Raw genomic sequence first — 17,967 nt, 5'->3', positions numbered from 1 at the left:
TCGGCAAAGCGAACACCCAAAAGATTGAACGGAAGCATTTAACGTTGAGGACACGGATAAAGCGGTTAGTGCGTAAGACGATTTGTTTTTCCAAATCGGTTCAGTTACATGACATTGTGATTGGACTGTTTATTAACCGATACGAATTTGGACGAGCCATTTGACTGATCCACAGGTCTGGAACACTACTAAACCAGTTAGTAAAGTGGAATTATGTGCTCGCATCCACTCCATGTTACGGATTAAACAACAATATAATGAGATTCAGTCGTTATCTCAACTCCAACAAAAAACAATATCTTTACTAGAGCATCATCTACAAGAACTAAATGGCAATCTTATTTCTAAACTGAGTCATGAATTAAAGACGCCTCTCACTGGAATTTTAGGAGCAATTGGCTTATTAAAACGTGAAGTTAATCGCATTAACTTGAATTCTGAAACCATTAATGATCTGCTAGATATTTTAAACCGATCGAGTTTGCGCTTAGAAACGTTAACTCGTAAGTTCCTGAACTATTTCTATCTGGAACTGAAGACATTAGAACGTCAAAGAGAAGTGGGCAATTATCAGTTTATCAATTCACATTGTGCCCACAGCACGTTTATTGCAGAGTGTGCAATGGCGATCGCACAAGAAATGGAACGATCTCAAGATCTGGATTATCGACTTGAAGAGATTGATTTAAACATCTCCAAACAACATCTTCAGTGGATTGCTGAAGAGTTAGTAGAAAATGCATTTAAATTTTCTCACCCCCAAACCCCGGTTACCGTGTATGGCAAATGCCAGAAAGGATTATTTCATTTGCGAATTGGCAATTTCGGACGCGGCATGACTGATGAACAAATTGCTAGTATCGGAGTTTTTATACAATTTGAACGTGAGAAGTATGAACAGCAGGGCATGGGGTTAGGGTTAGTAATCGCACAAAAGGCGGTTGAGTTATATGGTGGAGAATTAACTATTTCTAGTGTTTATCATCAAGAAATAGCCATTCATCTCACATTGCCGCTAGTCGCCCTAGAGCAGAAAAATAACTTGGCAGGTCTTCTGGATGGGTAATATCATACATCCGCAAGTGACTCAGTTCAGCTACAGAGTAGCCAGCGATATCACAATATTTCTGGTTAACCAACGTTAATTTGCTGTCCAGTTCAGTAGATGCTACCCCTGTTACTGCCTGCTTAAAAATAACGCGATACCGTTCTTCCGACTCTCGCAGCTTTTCTTCGTTCGATTCGCTTTGCTGTAAGCTGTCAGGGCTTTGTTCGTTCATTCTCTCAACGGTTAATTTTTCTAGCCTGCCTTGATTTTCCTCAGTACGAGATATAAAAATTTTACGAATATCTAGGGTTGCACTTTGACTGAATCAGTAAGATAAGAAGCGAACGAGTTTTCTAAGCTTTTATCCGTCTAAAGTAGTGGACTAATTTATGATTTGGATTGGCTTAAGATGGAAATAGATACAGAGATTATCAAATTTTATTACATAGCCGTAGCCACGGTGCTTAAGACGAGGCGCAGGGGTAGAACCCCTGCTGTGGAGTTACTGCCTCCACAACCCCTTGCCATAACCCAAATGGTTGCGTCTATAAAGAAAGATTTTGTTGAAGGGATAAAAGGGTTAGGCAAACACCTTGAAGTAAGAGAATCGATAGATTGAAAGTTAGATGGCTCAACGTATAAGTTCTTCAAGTAAGAATGCCTGGGAAGCTGGAAGGCTCTACCGTTCTACGCGAGCTATTTCTGCTCAGTTGCTTCGATCGCCAATTCATCGGGCTTGGGAGCGATCGCATTTGCAAGGAGCAAACCCCCGTGCAATGCAAGCCGAGCAGTTATCGGTGCGGGAAACAGAGCAATTGCTGGAGCAAAATCGAGACTTGATCAATGCGGCTCGCCCCTACTTTCGGATGTTGTCACAAGCGGCGGGGCAAGAGCGTCATGCTGTGATGTTGGGCGATCGCAATGCCATTGTCCTGGGGGTGATGGGAGACGATCAAACCATCAATGGCCCTGAACCATTCCCGAACTCAGGTTCCCTGCTTTCAGAAGGCATTGCTGGGGCCAATGGCATTGGCACATCTTTGGCTGAAGCCGGATATGTCGAAATTGCTGCCACAGAGCATTTCATTGAAGGGTTTCATCCGTTTACCTGTCAAGGCATTCCCCTATACAACGAAAAACGGGAAGTTACGGGAGTCTTTAGTATCTCGGTTCGTCGCCCTGAGGTAGGGCAACGACTCAAAGAAATTCTTCTCTGTGCCTCACATGGAATTGAAGCAGATCTGATGGTGGCGAATTTAGAGAAGGACATTCGCCAGGTGTTAGCAGCCAGTCCCGATGACTATCAACCGTTAGAAAAACTTAAGCAAGATCTGATTCAATCGCATCAGGCAGCTCGCTTAAAGCTAGAAATGAGTTCGCGTTTGGTGGCGAGGAGTCGATTAGACTATGCCTTGCAATTAGTACAGCAGGCAGAGCAATCTATTCAGTTATTTCGTCGGCGTGCGAATCTCTGGCATGATCTGGCATCCTCGCAAAGGGGGATTGTTCAATCTATCTGCATTACCGATAAGCTGGATGATCTCATTGATCTATTGAAGACAGAAATTGCGATTCGTAGAGTTGAACTTGTTCCTTGTTGGACAGAACCCATCCGTGTTCTGGCAGATCACAAAGAATTAATTCGTCAATTATTGCGATATTTTCTAAAATCCTTTGAACAGATGGTTGAAGGAGACAGTGTTGCCGTTAGAGTGGAGAAGCTGTCAATGGATGGATTGGTGCAGGTGAGCTTTTCAATAAATCCAGAACTGCATTTGATCAAGGAGAGCCGACAAGCAACCCTGGTGTTGACCTTTCCTCTAGCCACTTAACTGTATGCCAACCGAAAAATTAGAGACACGCAAAGTTCTGATCGCTGATGATGATGATGACAGTCGCATCATGCTGAGCTTTATTCTGGAGCAAGAAGGCTGGGCTGTTTCAGAGGCGCGGGATGGAAAAGAGGCGTTAGAAAAAGTGATGCAAAACCAGCCCGATGTATTGGTTCTGGATAATCGAATGCCAGAATTAACAGGTGCTGAGGTTTATCAAAGGCTTAAAGCGCAGGGAGTAAAGCTAGGGGTCGTTTTTGCAACTGCTTACGAAGACTTAAACCAACTTGCCCAAGCCTTGAATATTGCTCACTTTGTGAGTAAACCCTTTGATATTCCGGAACTAATCGCCTGCATTGAGGCTGCCTACAGAGATCTACAGCGATAATCTTTTTTCTCAAAAGGAAGAAAACTGAGAAGCAGATAGCCTCTCCCAGGCAATAACTCTCTCTTGTTGAATGTCCATCATTCTGAAGATTCGCAGTAACCTTCTCTGTCCCTAAGATGGAAGGTTATGAACATTAATTTGAACCGCTTGCCGCGACTCTTCTCGTCGTACACACGATATGGCGTTGCAGTGTTCAGTGTCTTGTTATCTCTGTTGCTGCTGCCGTTGTGGGGGACGCGATCGCCCTTTCTCCTGTTTATTCCAGCCGTCATGGTGAGTTCTCACTATGGCGGTTTGGGGCCAGGTCTACTGGCTACGATTTTGAGCGGACTGCTGGGGTTTGGGTTTCTACCTCAATGGTCTTACGAATCGGTCTTGAATCCCCATCTTGGCGATCTGCTGCGTTTGGGTGTATTTTTCGCAATCGGCGCATTTGTGAGCCTGCTGAACAGGCGTTTACTGTCTGAAAAACAACGGGCAGAAGCCAGTTCCCGGTCGTATCAGGAAAGTGAGGAACGGTATCGCTTACTGGTTGACCAGGTGAAAGACTACGCCTTTTATACCATTGATCCAGACGGCATTGTGAATACCTGGAATACAGGAGCCGAACGGTTAAAAGGATATCGTCCTGCTGACATCATGGGACGCTCATTTGCCTTATGTTTTCCTCCGGAAGAGATTGAGCGGGGGAAGCCAGAGTCTATCTTGCAGGAAGCGATCGCCCACGGGCAATGGGTGGATGAAGGATGGCATGTCCGCAAAGATGGTTCTCTATTTTGGGCTGAAGCGGTGACAACGGCGTTGCGAGATGAAAGGGGACGACTGCGGGGATTTTCTCAAGTTGTTCACGACATTAGCGATCGCAAGCAAGCGGAAGAGGCATTACGAGAGACGAATCATACGCTACAAACCATTATTCAGGCTTCGCCACTGGCGATTATGACCTTCGATCGCCAGGGCAAGATTGGCCTGTGGAGTCCAGCCGCCGAGCGAATTTTTGGTTGGAGTGAACAAGAAGTGATGGGTCATCCTGCCCCCATGTCCCAAGGCAGTTACCAGGAGGAATTTCAGAGGAATCTGAAGCAGGCATTCCAGGGAGCATCCCTCGATGGAATTGAAGCGCAACGCCCTCGAAAAGATGGGCAGACCATCACCGTCAATGGGTGGTCTGCCCCACTCCAGGATACGGATGGGGTGGTCAGGAGTATTGTGGCAATTATGGCCGATGTCACCGAACGCAAACGGGCGGAGCAAGCGTTAATTGAGGCGTATCAACAGAATACAGAAATTCTAGAAAGCATTAGTGATGCCTTCTACGCGGTTGATCACGATTGGAAATTTACCTATATCAATCGTAAGGCAGAGCAGCTGTGGCGCAAGCGACGTGAGGATTTGATTGGCAAACGTATTTGGGCAGAGTTTCCGCAAGCGGTTGGGACGGAATCCTATGAAGCCCACATGCAAGCGGTGCGAGAACAGAAAACCGTCAGTTATGAAACCTATTCCCCCGTCATCAATATTTGGCTGCGGGTGAATATCTACCCCAGTGCGAATGGACTGTCAATTTACTTTGCCGATATTAGCGATCGCAAACGCGCCGAACAGTCACTCAAACGCTATGCGGAACGGTTGGAAACGCTTCATGCGATCGACAATGTGATTTTGTTGGCGCGATCGCTCGAAGATCCCGTTCGATTAGCACTGACTCGAATTTGTAGCCTCATTCCCTGCCAGCAAGCCTTTATTTTGCTGTTTGAGTTGGAGTCTAATCAGGCTCGAATGCTGACTGGGGTGGAATCAGGAGAACCCTTGCCCCTTGAAGGCACAACAGTTCCCATTGATGATTTTGTTCCGGTTGAAACGATTAAGCAGGAACCCTATCGCTATATCGAGGACATTGAAGCCCACCATCATTGCTCTCCAGGGCTGCAACAGTTGTTGGGTCAGGAAATGAGAAGTTGTTTGACCGTCCCCTTACTGGCAGAGGAAAACCTGGTGGGTGTGCTCAACCTGGGGACTCATCAGCGATCGGCGTTCAATGATGAACACCTGCAAATTGCTCAGGAAGTTGCCAATCAGTTGGCGATCGCCATTCAACAAAGCCAACTCCGCGATCAGTTAGAACATTACACCCTGGAGCTAGAAACGTTAGTTGAGGAGCGTACCAGCGAGTTGCAGGATGCCAATTCAGAACTCGAAGCCTTTGCCTATTCGGTTTCCCACGATTTGCGAACGCCCCTCCAGGCGATGCAGGGGTTTGCCCAGGCATTAGTTGAGGATTATACCGATCAGCTAGACGTGGTTGGAAAGGATTACGCTCAGCGGATCAGCAACGCCGCGATGCGGATGGATGCCCTGATCGAAAACCTTTTGCAATATAGCCGTTTGAGCCGAGCCAGCATTCAGCTTCAGCCCATTTCACTCAAGTTGGTCATTGAGGAGGCGATGCAATTACTGGAAACCCGGATCGAGGAAACCCACGCAGAAATCACGGTCAGAGAACCCTTGCTATCTGCCATTGGGCATCGCAGTACGCTGATTCAGGTGGTGATGAACTTGATCAATAACGCCATGAAGTTTGTGGCTCCGGCAATGCATCCCAGGATAGAAATCTGGACAGAGGACGTAGAAGATTGGACGCGCCTGTGGATACAAGACAACGGGATTGGAATTGCGGTAGAACAGCAAGAGCGAATTTTCAATATTTTTGAACGATTGCATGGTCTGGATGCTTACCCTGGCACTGGCATTGGACTGGCGATCGTCCGGAAAGGAGTTGAGCGCATGGGAGGACGGGTCGGTGTGGAGTCTCAAGTCGGGCAGGGAAGTCGCTTCTGGATCGAACTCCCCAGTCCAAACAACCATCTATGAGCGTGAAGTCGATACACAATCCATGTTACGCATCTTAGTGATTGATGATATTCCCAATAATCGGATTTTGGTCATTCGCGAACTGAAGCGTGCTTTTAAGCAAGTACAGCCTCACGAGATCGCCAATCAACCTGAGTTTGCCAGGGCTTTAGAATCGGGTGAGTTTGATCTGGTAATTACGGACTATCAACTGGGTTGGAGCGACGGCATTACTATTTTGCGCCAGGTCAAAGAACGCTATCCCAACTGCCCGGTCATCATGTTCACTCGCACAGGGAGCCAGGAAATTGCCGTAGAAGCCATGAAAGCAGGGTTGGATGACTATGTGCTGAAATATCCCAAGTATTTTATTCAACTCTCGGCAGCCGTCCGAGGTGCACTGGAACGGGCGGAGGAACGCAAGCGATCGGCTCAATTGGATATGCGGTTCCAATCCCTGCTCAATCACCTCAATGTTGGCGTTTTTCGAGCCAAACCCGATGGGCAACTGCTCGAAGTGAATGCAGCTTTTTTGCGGATGCTGGGAGTAGAAACCCTGTCTGAGCTACCGGACGGGAATTTTAAGCAGTATTTTATGGATGTGCAGCCTTCCGCTGAACCTAAGCCATGGGAACGGGAGGTTGAACTGCGCCGAGCCGACGGAAAAACAATCTGGGTGCTGCTCAATCGGATGGTGCATACGATCGAAGGCGAAACCTTTGTCGATGGCTTGATCGAAGAGATCACTGAGCGCAAACGAGCCGAGTTTGCCATTCAGCAACTCAACGAAACGTTAGAACAACGGGTGACAGAACGAACCGCAGAATTGGAAGAAGCCAATGCCGAACTGGAAGCATTTGCCTACTCCGTCTCCCATGATTTGCGGGAACCGCTGCGCACGATGCAGGGATTTGCCCAGGCGTTGATCGAAGACTATGGCGATCGCCTGGACGAAATGGGGCGAGACTTCGCGCAACGCATCAACAGGGGCGCGCTGCGTGCCTATGAGTTAATCGATAACCTGCTAACCTACAGCCAGTTTGGGGCAAACATCCAACTCCAGACAGTTGATTTAGAGGTTTTAGTCACAGATGCTTTGTCTCAGCTAGAGGGAAAGCTACGCGAACAAAACGCTCAAGTAACCGTAGATCGTCCTCTACCAAAAGTAAGTGGACATTACATTACTTTGCTGCAAGTGCTATCTAACCTGATGACCAATGCAGTTAAGTTTGTCAGTCGTGACACGCAACCGCATGTGCATATCTGGGCAGAACATCGAGAGCAAAGGATACGGGTTTGGATAGAAGACAATGGCATTGGGATTGCTCCAGATAATCAAAGCCGAATCTTCCGCGTGTTTGAGCGGCTACACGGGATTGAGGCATATCCCGGTACTGGCATTGGGTTGGCGATCGTGCGTAGAGGCATGGAGCGCATGGGAGGACAGGTTGGCGTAGAGTCGCAACTGGGGCAAGGTAGCCGCTTTTGGATTGAATTACCAGCAGTCGAGGCGTAAGAGTATGCAAACCATTTTATTGGCAGAAGATAATCCAGATAGTGTGTTGTTGATTCAACGGGCTTTCCGTCGTGCCAATATTCCCTATCCGATTCAAGTTGTGCAAGATGGGGAGTCGGCTATTCTCTACTTAACGGGTAGCGATCGCTATGCTGATCGGGAACTTTATCCTTTCCCCAGTCTGTTGCTATTAGATCTCAAAATTCCGATTAAGTCCGGGCATGAGGTTTTAGAATGGTTACGACAGCAGCCTCACTTGAAGCGATTACCCGTTGTGATTTTGACATCCTCCAAAGAAATGTCAGATATTAATCGCGCCTATGATCTGGGTGCCAACTCCTATTTGGTGAAACCAGTGGGTTTTGACAATCTTTTAGAAACAATAAAAACACTGCATCACTACTGGAATTCATTTAATCAAGCACCTACTGTGTTAGCATCCTAAAATTTTGGTTAACTCAACACTGTCCTTAATCTTTCTTCAATCCCTTTATTCTCACAACTTAAATGATTCAGTAACCTCTATACCCTTAAATAAATTAAAACAATCTTGTTCGTCTGATGCCGCGCGTTTTACTGATTGATGACAACGCCGATGACCGACTGCTTGCTATTCGAGAATTAAGGCAAGCAATTCCCAACCTGCAAGTCCAAGAGGTTGCCATCTCAGAGCAGTTTTCTCAAGCGTTAGCCGCTAATAATTTCGATATTGTTATCACGGACTACCAACTCCACTGGAGCAATGGAATTGCCCTGCTCCATGTCATTAAAGCACAGAGACCAGCCTGCCCCGTCTTGATGTTTACCAATAGCGGGAGCCAAGAAATTGCCGTAGAAGCCATGAAGGCCGGACTGGATGATTATGTTCTCAAAGCGCCTAAACACTTTGTGCGACTGAGAACAGCCGTCTGTAATGTTTTAGAACGGGTTAAGGAGCGTCGCCACAGCAATCAGTTAGAATCCCGGTTGCAATCTCTGTTGCATCGACTAGAGGTTGGAGTTTTTCGGGCTACATTAGACGGTCGTATTCTTGAAAGTAACGCTGCATTCTTAAAGCTTTTAGGCATTGACAACTCGGAGAACCAAGCACTTAATCTGAACAATTTTCTGTCTGTTCCAGCATTATCTCAACAACTTTCACAAATTCCGGTTCAATCGGTGCAATGGAGCCGTCCTGATGGAATGGTGATTTGGACTCGCTGGAATATGGTGACGGTTTGTATTGATGAGGATTGGTTTCTGGATGGACTCGTGGAGGACATTACAGAACACAAGCAAATTGAATTGGCTAAAGTAAAAATCGAAGAGTTAACTCAATTAAATCAACTTAAAGATGATTTCCTGAATATGGTGACTCATGACTTGAGAGCACCCATGACGAATATTAAATTTGCACTTCAGATGCTGAAACAGAATGTTTTACCAGAACCCAACGGTCATCGTTCACCCAATAAAGTTGATCACTACTTTCAGATTTTGCAACAGGAATGCGATCGCGAAATTGCCCTAATTAACGACATTCTAGATTTACAGCAACTCGATTCAGGTCTTCATGCTCTAAACCAAGAAGTGATTGATTTAGAACAATGGCTCTCTCAAGTGATAAAACCCTTTCAAGAACGTGCTGCCAATCGTCAGCAAAATTTCAGCGTCAGTGTTACCTCTCCCTTATCTCCCGTCATCTCAGACCAGGCTGTCCTAACCAGAATTTTGTCCGAATTGCTCAACAATGCGTGTAAGTACACGCCACCTCAAGAGTCAATTGTGCTGACGGTCAATTTGGAGCGTCTCTCCGCCCATACTGCATCGAACTCAAATGCAGGTTCAAGTGGCATCCTTACGTTGACAATTCAGAATTCAGGCGTAGAGATTCCTGCCGATCAGCTACCCCTGATTTTCGAGAAATTTCATCGGGTTCCAGGGGGCGATCGCTGGAAACAGGGAGGCACAGGGTTAGGTCTTGCTCTGGTCAAAAGAATGGTAGAGCAATTGCAAGGGAGTATTGAGGTTGATAGTCATTCAGAGCAGACCTGCTTTACGGTCAAGCTACCGATGCAAATCTGTCAGGTTCACCAGATTTCAAGTTGAGAAGTTTATCCCCATTGAGATAGATTTTTACCCGCTGTGGTTAAGAGATGATCTTTAGGATCTATATATCTGGTTAATGCTGCGTATCCTTCTGATTGATGACAATGCTGACGATCGCGCCCTGGCTATCCGAGTTCTCAGCCACGAATTCCCCGATACTCAAATTACTGAGATTACAAATGCAGAAGAACTAGCCCAGGCATTAACAGGTGGCGGGTTTGACATTGTTGTCACGGACTACCTCCTACGCTGGAGTGATGGAATTCAGGTGCTCCAGAGGATTAAATCCCAGCATCCGAATTGCCCGGTTGTGATGTTTACCAATAGTGGAAGTCAGGAGATCGCCGTCGAAGCGATGAAATCTGGCTTGGATGACTATGTGATCAAATCGCCTCAGCGGTTGGTCAGATTGGCGATCGCCGTGCGTCGGGCTTATGAACGTGCAGAAGAACGGCGTAAGAGCGATCGCCTGGAGCTACGGTTACAATCCCTGCTGAATCAACTAGACGTTGGAGTTTTTCGCTCTACGCTGAACGGGCAAATTGTCGAAGCGAACGCCGCTTTCTTAAAGCTACTGAGCGTAGAGACTTTAGCAGAAGCGCAGATGATTCAACTGGCTGAACTTTTTGATTCATCGTTAGATATTGTTCAACTGCTGGAACGCCTCAAGCAAGACGGACATTTGCCTGCCCAGGAGATTCAACTGCGCCGCGCCAATGGTTCCACCGTTTGGGTGTGCTGGAGCAAAACCCTGAATCGGCTTGATAACGAAACCTTTATTGATAGTTTGGTAGAAGATATCACCAGTCGCAAGCAAGCTGAACTGTCGCTGCAATTCCTGGCTGAAGCTGGAGCTATTTTGAGTTCCAGCTTAGATTATGAAACAACCCTGGCCCAGATCACCCAGCTTGTTGTTCCTCAAGTCGCTGACTGGTGTGCCATTGACCTGATTGAACCTAACCAAACCGTTCGTCGCACCGTACTCACGCATCAAGATCCCGACAAAGTAAAACTGGGACAAGAATTACAGCAACGCTATCCCGTCGATCTCAATGCATCTCAGGGGATTGGACGGGTTCTACAAACTGGGAAAACCGAACGATACCCAATCATTACCGATGAACAACTCGTCGCCAGTGCGCGTGATGCAGATCATTTAAGAATTCTGCGTGAGTTAGGGTTAAAGTCAGCGATCGTCGTTCCCCTTCAAGCCCATGGACGGATTTTAGGCACGATTACATTTGTTTCAGCCGAATCAGGACGAGTTTACAGTTCCACAGATCAAATCCTGGCAGAAGAATTAGCCCGTCGAGCCGCATTGGCGATCGATAATGCGCATCTGTATGACGTCGCTCAACAGGAACGGGCAACTGCTCAGTCTGCTAGCCGTTTGAAAGATGAATTTCTGGCTACTCTTTCTCACGAATTGCGAACGCCGCTGAATGCCATTCTGGGTTGGTCACGAATGCTGCGAACGAGTAACCTGAATCCCACCATGCTCAACAACGCGTTAGAGACGATCGAGCGCAATGCCAAGCTACAAACCCAGTTGGTTGAAGACATTCTCAACGTCTCAAAAATCATCAATGGGAAATTGCGGTTGAACGTTCGCCCTATTAGCCTAATTCCGGTGATTTATAACGCATTGGAACCGTTAGAAGCTGCCATTAACGCCAAAGGAATTACGCTTGAAACTTATCTGGATGGTTCTGTAGGGTTCGTGGCAGGGGATAGCGATCGCCTCCAACAGGTGATCTGGAATATGCTATCCAATGCAGTTAAATTTACTCCAGGGGGTGGGCAGATTGAAATTCACCTGGAACGGGTGGATACCTGTGCCCAAATTAAAATCTGCGATACCGGGATTGGCATCAAAGCGGACTTTCTGGCTCATGTGTTTGAACGCTTCAGTCAGGCAGATGGCTCAACTACCCGCAAATATGGAGGGCTAGGGTTAGGATTAGCGGTTGCCCGTCACTTAATTGAGTTACATGGTGGCAGCATTCAAGCAGAAAGTGCTGGGGAAGGTCAGGGAGCAACTTTCACGATTCGTCTTCCATTACTTCCTGTAACAAACAAAGCACTGACTGTAGAACAATCTTCCTTCCAAGAAACTGATAACAGTGAGGGGATTGAGAATAGAGCTATTCTTGATGGCTTAAGGATTTTACTGGTTGAGGACGAAACAGATGGACGGGAATTAGTGATCTTCATTCTGCAATCCTATGGTGCGGATGTTGTTGCTGTTTCATCTGTTTCAGATGCCCTTAAAGAATTCGCTCAACAAATTCCCGATCTTCTGATTATCGATATTTCAATGCCCAATGAAAATGGGTATGACCTGATTCGCCAGGTGCGACTCTTCGAGGCTTCGCGAAGCGAATCGCTCACTCCTGCCCAAGGGGGACAAATTCCTGCGATCGCTTTAACGGCTTATGCTTCGGAAGAAGAACGTCAACAGGCGATCGCCTCCGGATTTCAAGCGCATATTTCCAAACCCATTGATCCTGACGATTTGGTCATAGAAGTAGCCAATCTAATAGAAAAGAATTAATTAGTCGTCCCTGAAAAACTCAGCTTAGGCGATCGACAAGGAAGGGAAAGAAAAGAATCTTAGCTTGGGGTTGCTGTCTATTCGACGGATCGGTTTGCCAGAAGGGATTGAATCACGTGGGAAAGCTGTCTCAGGCGAAGGGGTTTGCTGATATATTCGTTTGCTCCGGCAGCCAGGCAGCGTTCCCGATCTTCTGGCATGGCCAATGCAGTAATCGCTACGATGGGCACGTTTGCCAGGTCTGGATTTTGGCGAATCTGGCGAATGGCTTCCAATCCATCTAGCTGGGGCATTTGAATATCCATCAAAATTAAATCTGGGTTAGCGCTAATGGCCAGGTTGACGGCTTCAGTACCGTCGTTTGCCACAATGAGTTGATATCCTTTAGCCTTTAAATAGACTGTCGTAGTGCTGATATTAGCTTCGTTATCTTCAGCCAGCAAAATTAGGGGGGCAGTAGCGGGGTCTAAGGGCGGTGGGGCTTCGATGGAGGCTTTGGAAGCTGCTGTAGGGAAACTGCCTGAGGGGATAACCATGATGGGCAGTTGCAGGGTGAAACAACTGCCGCTGCCGACTTCGCTGGTCAGTTCTACCTTACCGCCATGCATTTCGGTGATGCGCTTCACCAGGGCTAATCCCAACCCGGTGCCCTCATGCTGACGGTTGAGTGCGCTATCGATCTGGATAAAGGGTTGAAACAGCTTTTTCGCATTTTCAGAACTAATCCCAATGCCTGTATCGGCAACCATCAGGGTCAAAATACCCACGGTGGCGGAGGGATCTCCCTGGGGGTGGATGAGTTCCCGGTTGTTGGCGATCGCCTCCGGTGCCAGGGGCGTGTAGAATGCCGTGACGGTGATCCGCCCACCTTCAGGGGTGAACTTAATGGCGTTGCTCAGCAAGTTAACAAGCGTCTGGCGGAGGCGGCGATCGTCCCCATAGAGATCAGGTAGATTGTTGGGAACGTGCGTTTCGAGGTGCAGACATTTCTTGTGAGCCTGTTGTTTGACCAGGGTAAGACTGGAGTTGCATAGTAGGCTCACATTGACGGCACCATAGTCAAGTTCGAGTTGGTCGGCTTCAATTTTGGCTACGTCTAGAACATCGTTAATTAGCGATAACAAGTGGTTACTGCTGGTTTCGATGGTAGTCAGGCTACGACGCTGACGGTCGGTGAGAGGGCCAAAGACTTCTTCTTGCAGCCCCTCAGTCATGCCCAGGATGGCATTAAGGGGGGTACGCAGTTCATGGCTCATGTTGGCTAGAAACTCGTCTTTAAGGCGAGTGGTACGGGCTAGTTCGGCGTTGGTTCGCTGCAAGTCTAGTTCGGCCTGTTTGCGATCGCTGATATCGCCGCTTATACAAATCAGCAATCCGTCCTCTGCCAGCGTTAGGGATAGCTGCTCATCAAAGGTGGTGCCGTCTTTGCGAGTGGCAATGGCTTCTCCGACCCAGGCTCCGTCACGCGCCAGTATAGGCAAGATCTCCCGTTCAAAACGGGCCAGTTCTTCCGGACTATAGAGTATCGTCCAGGATTGCCCAACCAGCTCTTCGGCTTGGTCATACCCAAACAGTTCCAGGTGGGCACGGTTCAAATATAGATATTTGTTATCTTGCAGGATTGCGATGCCATCAATGGCGGCCTCAATGGCCGCCAGTTGGCGGTTGAACCAGGCCTCGATGCGTTTGCGCTCGGTGATATCGCGGATGATAAACAAAACTTCGTCAGTACCACAGGGAGCCACCCTCACTTCCCGAATGAGCCTCGTACCGTTAGCCTCTACCTGCTGCTCGCTCACCTGGACGGTTTGAGTGTTGAGTGCCTGTTCTATTCGGTGTAGATGAGCTTGGGCAACTTCAGGGGGTAACACGTCTGTCATGGTGCGCCCAACTAACGTATCGAGGCCAGTAATCTCCAGAGTGGAATTAGAGGGGTAGAAGTCAAGGTATACCCCTTCACGGTTGACCCGGAAGACATGATCGGGCAAAGCTGCCAACATCGCTTGCAGGCGATCGTAGCTAGCTTGCAGGGCTACTTCCATAGCTTTGCGATCGGTAATGTCGGTAGACATCCCACAGAGGGCATAGACTTCACCCTGGCTATCTCGCAGCAAAAATTTATTGGAGAGAAAACTCCGATCTTCGCCGTTGACCCGAACGGTTTTTTCAAACTGCTGAAGTTCGCCCAGTTGCAACAACCGTTCGTCGTTCGCTTGAATTGCCGCAGCAATGGCGGGTGGGAAAAGATCATGGTTGGTTTTGCCCACCACCGCTTCCTGGGTGCAGCCAAATAAGTCTAAGTAAGCTTGATTGACCAGGGTGTGCCGTCCCTCCAGATCTCTGACATAAATCAGAGAGGGGGAATAGTTGAGGATGGCTTGCAGCTTGGCCTCGCTGGTTAAGAGTTCTGCGGTGCGTTCTGCAACCTTCTGCTCTAAAGACTGATTCAAGTCTTGCAGGGCAAGTTCGGCCTGTTTGCGATCATGAATGTCGGTAGCCATTCCCAGCCACTGCATCTCCGGATTATCCTGAACACGAATGGCTTGAATCAGATGCCAGCGGTATTCTCCATCGGCTCGACGTATCCGATACTCAGTCTCATAGGGTATTCCTGTTTGCACTGACTCGATCCAGCGATCGCGCACTGCTCCCAAGTCATCGGGATGAACAACGGCTTGCCAATCAAAGTTCATCAACTCCTCTGGGAGCAAGCCGATATATTCACTCATGCGCGTGCTGACATAAATATTACGCCCTGCCAGATCAGCACTCCAGACCAACTGAGGAGCCAGTTCGACCAACAGGCGATAGCGTTCTTCGCTATGGCGTAGAGCCTGTTCCACGCGGATACGGTCAGTTACATCCTGAGCCATCACCAATTCAGCCCGTCGCCCCTCAAACTCCAGGGCATACGACACAATCTCGACCTGAATAATTCGACCATCCCGCAGGCTATGCTGCCAGACCCCAGCCATATCCAACCCTGAGCTAGCCTGGGCCACATTCTCCAACAGTCGGGGCACCTCTTCGGGAGGGCAAATGTCAGCGATGGTCATGGCCAAAAATTCTGCACTGGAATAGCCATATTTGGCGATCGCCACATCATTCACGGCCAAAAATCGCAGAGTTTCCAGGTCGTATACCCACATCGGCTGAGGATTGCGGTCAAACAGATGGCGATAGGTAGCTTCCTGAGTTGTCAAGGTCTCGCGAAACTGGCGATTTTCTTTGGCAATACGCTGGAGTTCTTGTTCGACGAGTTGTTCTGTGTGTTGGCGTTCGGCGTCAAGCCGTTTCTGTTCGCTAATATCTGTAAAAAAGCCCACCATTTGCTGGGGCACTCCCTGAGGATCTCGCAGCAGAACTAGAGCATCACGGATCCATACATAATGACCATCCCGATGGCAAATCCGATAATCATGTTGAAGCTTGCCCTGCTCAAACAATATAGGGATGACAGCCGACACACCGGGGACATCCTCTGGGTGCAATCGCTGTTCCCAAAAATCGGGTTCTGCTTTGAATTCCTCTGGGGTGTAGCCCAAAATCGTCTCAAGGCTTTGGCTGACGTAGATACAGGAGTAGGGGGAGACAGCCTCGCAACTGTAGGTGGTCGCTGGGCTGGTATTGATAATCCACTGCAAATATGTAGTTTGGGCTTCAAGCTCAGCAATGTACCGCTGCTGTTGCTCAATCTGCCCTTGCAGTTGGGCCTGAACCTGGCAAGCGGCATCACGCTCAGCAGCTAGTTGTTGAGATAGTTGGTGGATTTGAGCCTGGGCAGCCTCCAGTTGCTGTTGGATGTGATGCTCTTTAGCCATTATGAGATTTTCTCCCTCTACAACCCAATGCAGTATGTTCTATTCTCAAAATTCAAAAGCACGTCTTCCCAAGGATTAAAAAAATTACTCTAGCCGCAATATATTATTGCAACGTAACGAGCTTACTCCTCAGAGACTTCACCGAAATTAAACCTAGAAAACAGCAGTCTAGGTCGCTTCTTATATCAAATTGATAGGAGACTGTGTAAGTAGGCAGGCGTAATTTTTGTTTATAAGGGGGAGTGGGGGCTTCAGTCCCGCAAGCGGGATTCATTGATTTGCAACCAGTTGGTGCGCGAAGAAGGATGTTTTGCCCAGAGAGGATGGTAGCGATCGTCTCTTGCTGAAATTGGCGAGGTTGAAAGCCAGTGAGGGTAGCAAAATGAGTTTTAGTGGTTTCCTCTGTCATGGTTGGAAATTCTTTAATTACCAGTTTGTTGTTGAAATCGTTATTTATCGTTCGGTTGACACGAACGAAATGATTCATAGGGGGAAGGCTAAAATCAACCTGAGTGAACCATTAAAAGCCAGCGATATGGTACTTCTTGATCACGTTCGTCCTCCATTAAGTCATCGGCGGCACTGGCATGGTTTTTATAATGCCTGGTCAACTTATTTGGCGGATGACTTGAACCAAATATTGCCAGAGGACTATTTTGCTGAGCCAAACGCTCAATTTAGGAGTGGGATTGATATAGCGACCTACAGTGAACCGATCGCAGAAGGGCGATCGCATTAGAATGGAGAATCGTTTGCATGGAAACCGCGATCGCCCACCGCAACCTTACCCTTTCAGCCCACAACGGATGTGGTAGAAGTTCAAATCTTTAGTGTTCAAGCAGCGCCAACGGCGCGTCGTCCACCCCAGGTGCCTGATTCTGGATTTTTGGTTTGCTCTACTTGCGTGAGGCGATCGAATGTCCCTTATGTAAAATCAAGCGTATGCTGCTCTGGGTGTAATGGAATGCTGCCAAGGGTATATTGCAAGCCTCCTGAGTAGTGGTCATGTATGGTTAAGGCTTCAGGTCGCAGGTGAGTAGATCCATCATGTAGCTGAGGAGTAAGCTTCCCAATGTTCATCTTCCCAATCTTTGCGCTTATGCGGTAGTCCCAGATCAGCAGCAATGTCTTCACTAGAGTTTTTAAGAGCAACCACCGCTTTTGCTGCGAACTCTGCACATTGCCACAACCGAGAGGCGGAACGGCGATCGAGCGGATCTTTAGCCACCTTACTGATTCAATCAGTGCTTGCAACCCGATTTCAATATCTTCAATGCGGGATGGATTTTCCAATGACGTTTGGTGGGAAAGTTGATGATGTAACGGGGATGAGTTAGATAACCTGTCGGCATGATAAACATCTGCCCTGGCTTGACTTCGCCATCCTGGCACCCCGTTGATACTCCTCAAAATCTTCCGGGAATGCCTGCTTAAATTGCAGTGCCAACCCCGTTCCCATAACACCAACACAATTGACGGTGTTTACAAGAGCTTCAGCATTTGTCTCAAGCAGATTACCCGAACAGATTTCTAGTATCATCTTCGTCTCTCAGTCTCCCAAGCGTACCAAGTTACCTGTTGAATACCTTGAAATTTGCCAAGTTTTTCAAACATGCTGAGGACGATGGATTAAAGAGAGGCTATAAATTCCCCATGCTCTGGACTCCGATTCCTTGTCCAAGAACACGAAGTACCTTTCCCAAATTGCCAGACAAGAGGGCTTCGCCCGCCAGCCATAGTCCTGGGAATTGCCGACTGCAAAAAATGCTTTCCGGGTGCGCCGCTTTCAAGGGGCGGAATTTTGGCTAACCGTTCTGCGGTCATGGCAGGAGATCAGGCGAGTCAGGTGGTTGCTTTTCATGCTAGCAGT

15 protein-coding genes are annotated in these 17,967 nt (G+C 47.9%); 10 read left to right on the top strand and 5 right to left on the bottom strand.

Annotated features, from left to right (window positions below; genetic code table 11):
* Together H6G89_RS33510 and H6G89_RS33505 are read left to right on the top strand one after the other, a co-directional pair.
* Window positions 1-164: IS1 family transposase (locus tag H6G89_RS33510; protein ID WP_242060248.1), on the top strand; the 164-nt coding region annotated here is incomplete at its 5' end.
* A gap of 68 nt (window positions 165-232) precedes the next feature.
* Window positions 233-1,066 carry a sensor histidine kinase gene (locus tag H6G89_RS33505; protein WP_190514349.1) on the top strand — a complete coding sequence of 278 codons (834 nt, stop codon included), beginning with the start codon at window positions 233-235 and terminating at the stop codon, window positions 1,064-1,066.
* On the opposite strand, the gene H6G89_RS33500 is transcribed toward H6G89_RS33505, so the two are convergent.
* On the bottom strand, window positions 1,005-1,280 hold the full coding sequence (locus H6G89_RS33500; protein WP_190514348.1) for a PAS domain S-box protein: 276 nt from the start codon (window positions 1,278-1,280) through the stop codon (window positions 1,005-1,007). The genes H6G89_RS33505 and H6G89_RS33500 overlap by 62 nt on opposite strands.
* A gap of 394 nt (window positions 1,281-1,674) precedes the next feature.
* On the opposite strand from H6G89_RS33500, the gene H6G89_RS33495 reads away from it, so the two are divergent.
* The 7 genes from H6G89_RS33495 to H6G89_RS33465 all read left to right on the top strand — a co-directional run bounded on the left by H6G89_RS33495 (window position 1,675) and on the right by H6G89_RS33465 (window position 12,276).
* Window positions 1,675-2,880, top strand: a complete 1,206-nt coding sequence (locus H6G89_RS33495) for a sigma-54-dependent Fis family transcriptional regulator (protein ID WP_199337100.1) — start codon at window positions 1,675-1,677, stop codon at window positions 2,878-2,880.
* A 4-nt stretch (window positions 2,881-2,884) separates the two neighbouring features.
* Entirely contained in the window at window positions 2,885-3,268 is a 384-nt protein-coding gene (locus H6G89_RS33490; RefSeq protein ID WP_190514347.1) for a response regulator transcription factor, read from the top strand.
* A 126-nt stretch (window positions 3,269-3,394) separates the two neighbouring features.
* Window positions 3,395-6,139: a PAS domain S-box protein gene (locus tag H6G89_RS33485; RefSeq protein WP_190514346.1), complete on the top strand. Its 2,745-nt coding sequence runs from the start codon at window positions 3,395-3,397 to the stop codon at window positions 6,137-6,139.
* Window positions 6,045-7,634: a sensor histidine kinase gene (locus H6G89_RS35450; protein ID WP_441339456.1), complete on the top strand. Its 1,590-nt coding sequence runs from the start codon at window positions 6,045-6,047 to the stop codon at window positions 7,632-7,634. The genes H6G89_RS33485 and H6G89_RS35450 overlap by 95 nt, the downstream gene beginning before the upstream one ends.
* Before the next feature lie 4 nt (window positions 7,635-7,638).
* Window positions 7,639-8,079: a response regulator gene (locus tag H6G89_RS33475; RefSeq protein ID WP_190514345.1), complete on the top strand. Its 441-nt coding sequence runs from the start codon at window positions 7,639-7,641 to the stop codon at window positions 8,077-8,079.
* A 116-nt stretch (window positions 8,080-8,195) separates the two neighbouring features.
* The gene (locus H6G89_RS33470; protein ID WP_190514344.1) at window positions 8,196-9,722 is read left to right on the top strand and encodes a hybrid sensor histidine kinase/response regulator; all 1,527 of its coding nucleotides are present in this window, start codon (window positions 8,196-8,198) and stop codon (window positions 9,720-9,722) included.
* A 76-nt stretch (window positions 9,723-9,798) separates the two neighbouring features.
* Window positions 9,799-12,276 (top strand): hybrid sensor histidine kinase/response regulator, encoded by a 2,478-nt coding sequence (locus H6G89_RS33465; RefSeq protein WP_190514343.1) that lies wholly within the window; start codon window positions 9,799-9,801, stop codon window positions 12,274-12,276.
* 77 nt (window positions 12,277-12,353) lie between these two features.
* On the opposite strand, the gene H6G89_RS33460 is transcribed toward H6G89_RS33465, so the two are convergent.
* Window positions 12,354-16,097 carry a PAS domain S-box protein gene (locus tag H6G89_RS33460; protein ID WP_190514342.1) on the bottom strand — a complete coding sequence of 1,248 codons (3,744 nt, stop codon included), beginning with the start codon at window positions 16,095-16,097 and terminating at the stop codon, window positions 12,354-12,356.
* A gap of 103 nt (window positions 16,098-16,200) precedes the next feature.
* Window positions 16,201-16,584 (bottom strand): hypothetical protein, encoded by a 384-nt coding sequence (locus tag H6G89_RS33455; RefSeq protein ID WP_190514341.1) that lies wholly within the window; start codon window positions 16,582-16,584, stop codon window positions 16,201-16,203.
* Between the two features lie 48 nt (window positions 16,585-16,632).
* On the opposite strand from H6G89_RS33455, the gene H6G89_RS33450 reads away from it, so the two are divergent.
* On the top strand, window positions 16,633-16,836 hold the full coding sequence (locus tag H6G89_RS33450) for a hypothetical protein (protein WP_190514340.1): 204 nt from the start codon (window positions 16,633-16,635) through the stop codon (window positions 16,834-16,836).
* A gap of 306 nt (window positions 16,837-17,142) precedes the next feature.
* Here H6G89_RS33450 and H6G89_RS35445 read toward each other — a convergent pair whose 3' ends face one another.
* Both H6G89_RS35445 and H6G89_RS35440 read right to left on the bottom strand, forming a co-directional pair.
* Complete coding sequence (locus tag H6G89_RS35445; protein WP_242060246.1) at window positions 17,143-17,325, bottom strand: hypothetical protein; 183 nt, start codon at window positions 17,323-17,325, stop codon at window positions 17,143-17,145.
* 105 nt (window positions 17,326-17,430) lie between these two features.
* Entirely contained in the window at window positions 17,431-17,556 is a 126-nt protein-coding gene (locus H6G89_RS35440; protein ID WP_242060247.1) for a hypothetical protein, read from the bottom strand.
* Between the last annotated feature and the right edge of the window lie 411 nt (window positions 17,557-17,967).

The sequence above is a fragment of the Oscillatoria sp. FACHB-1407 genome (assembly GCF_014697545.1).
Classification (GTDB): Bacteria; Cyanobacteriota; Cyanobacteriia; order Elainellales; family Elainellaceae; genus FACHB-1407.
The sequence above is the reverse complement of the archived record's forward strand: the minus strand, read 5'-3'. Positions and strand labels throughout refer to the sequence as shown.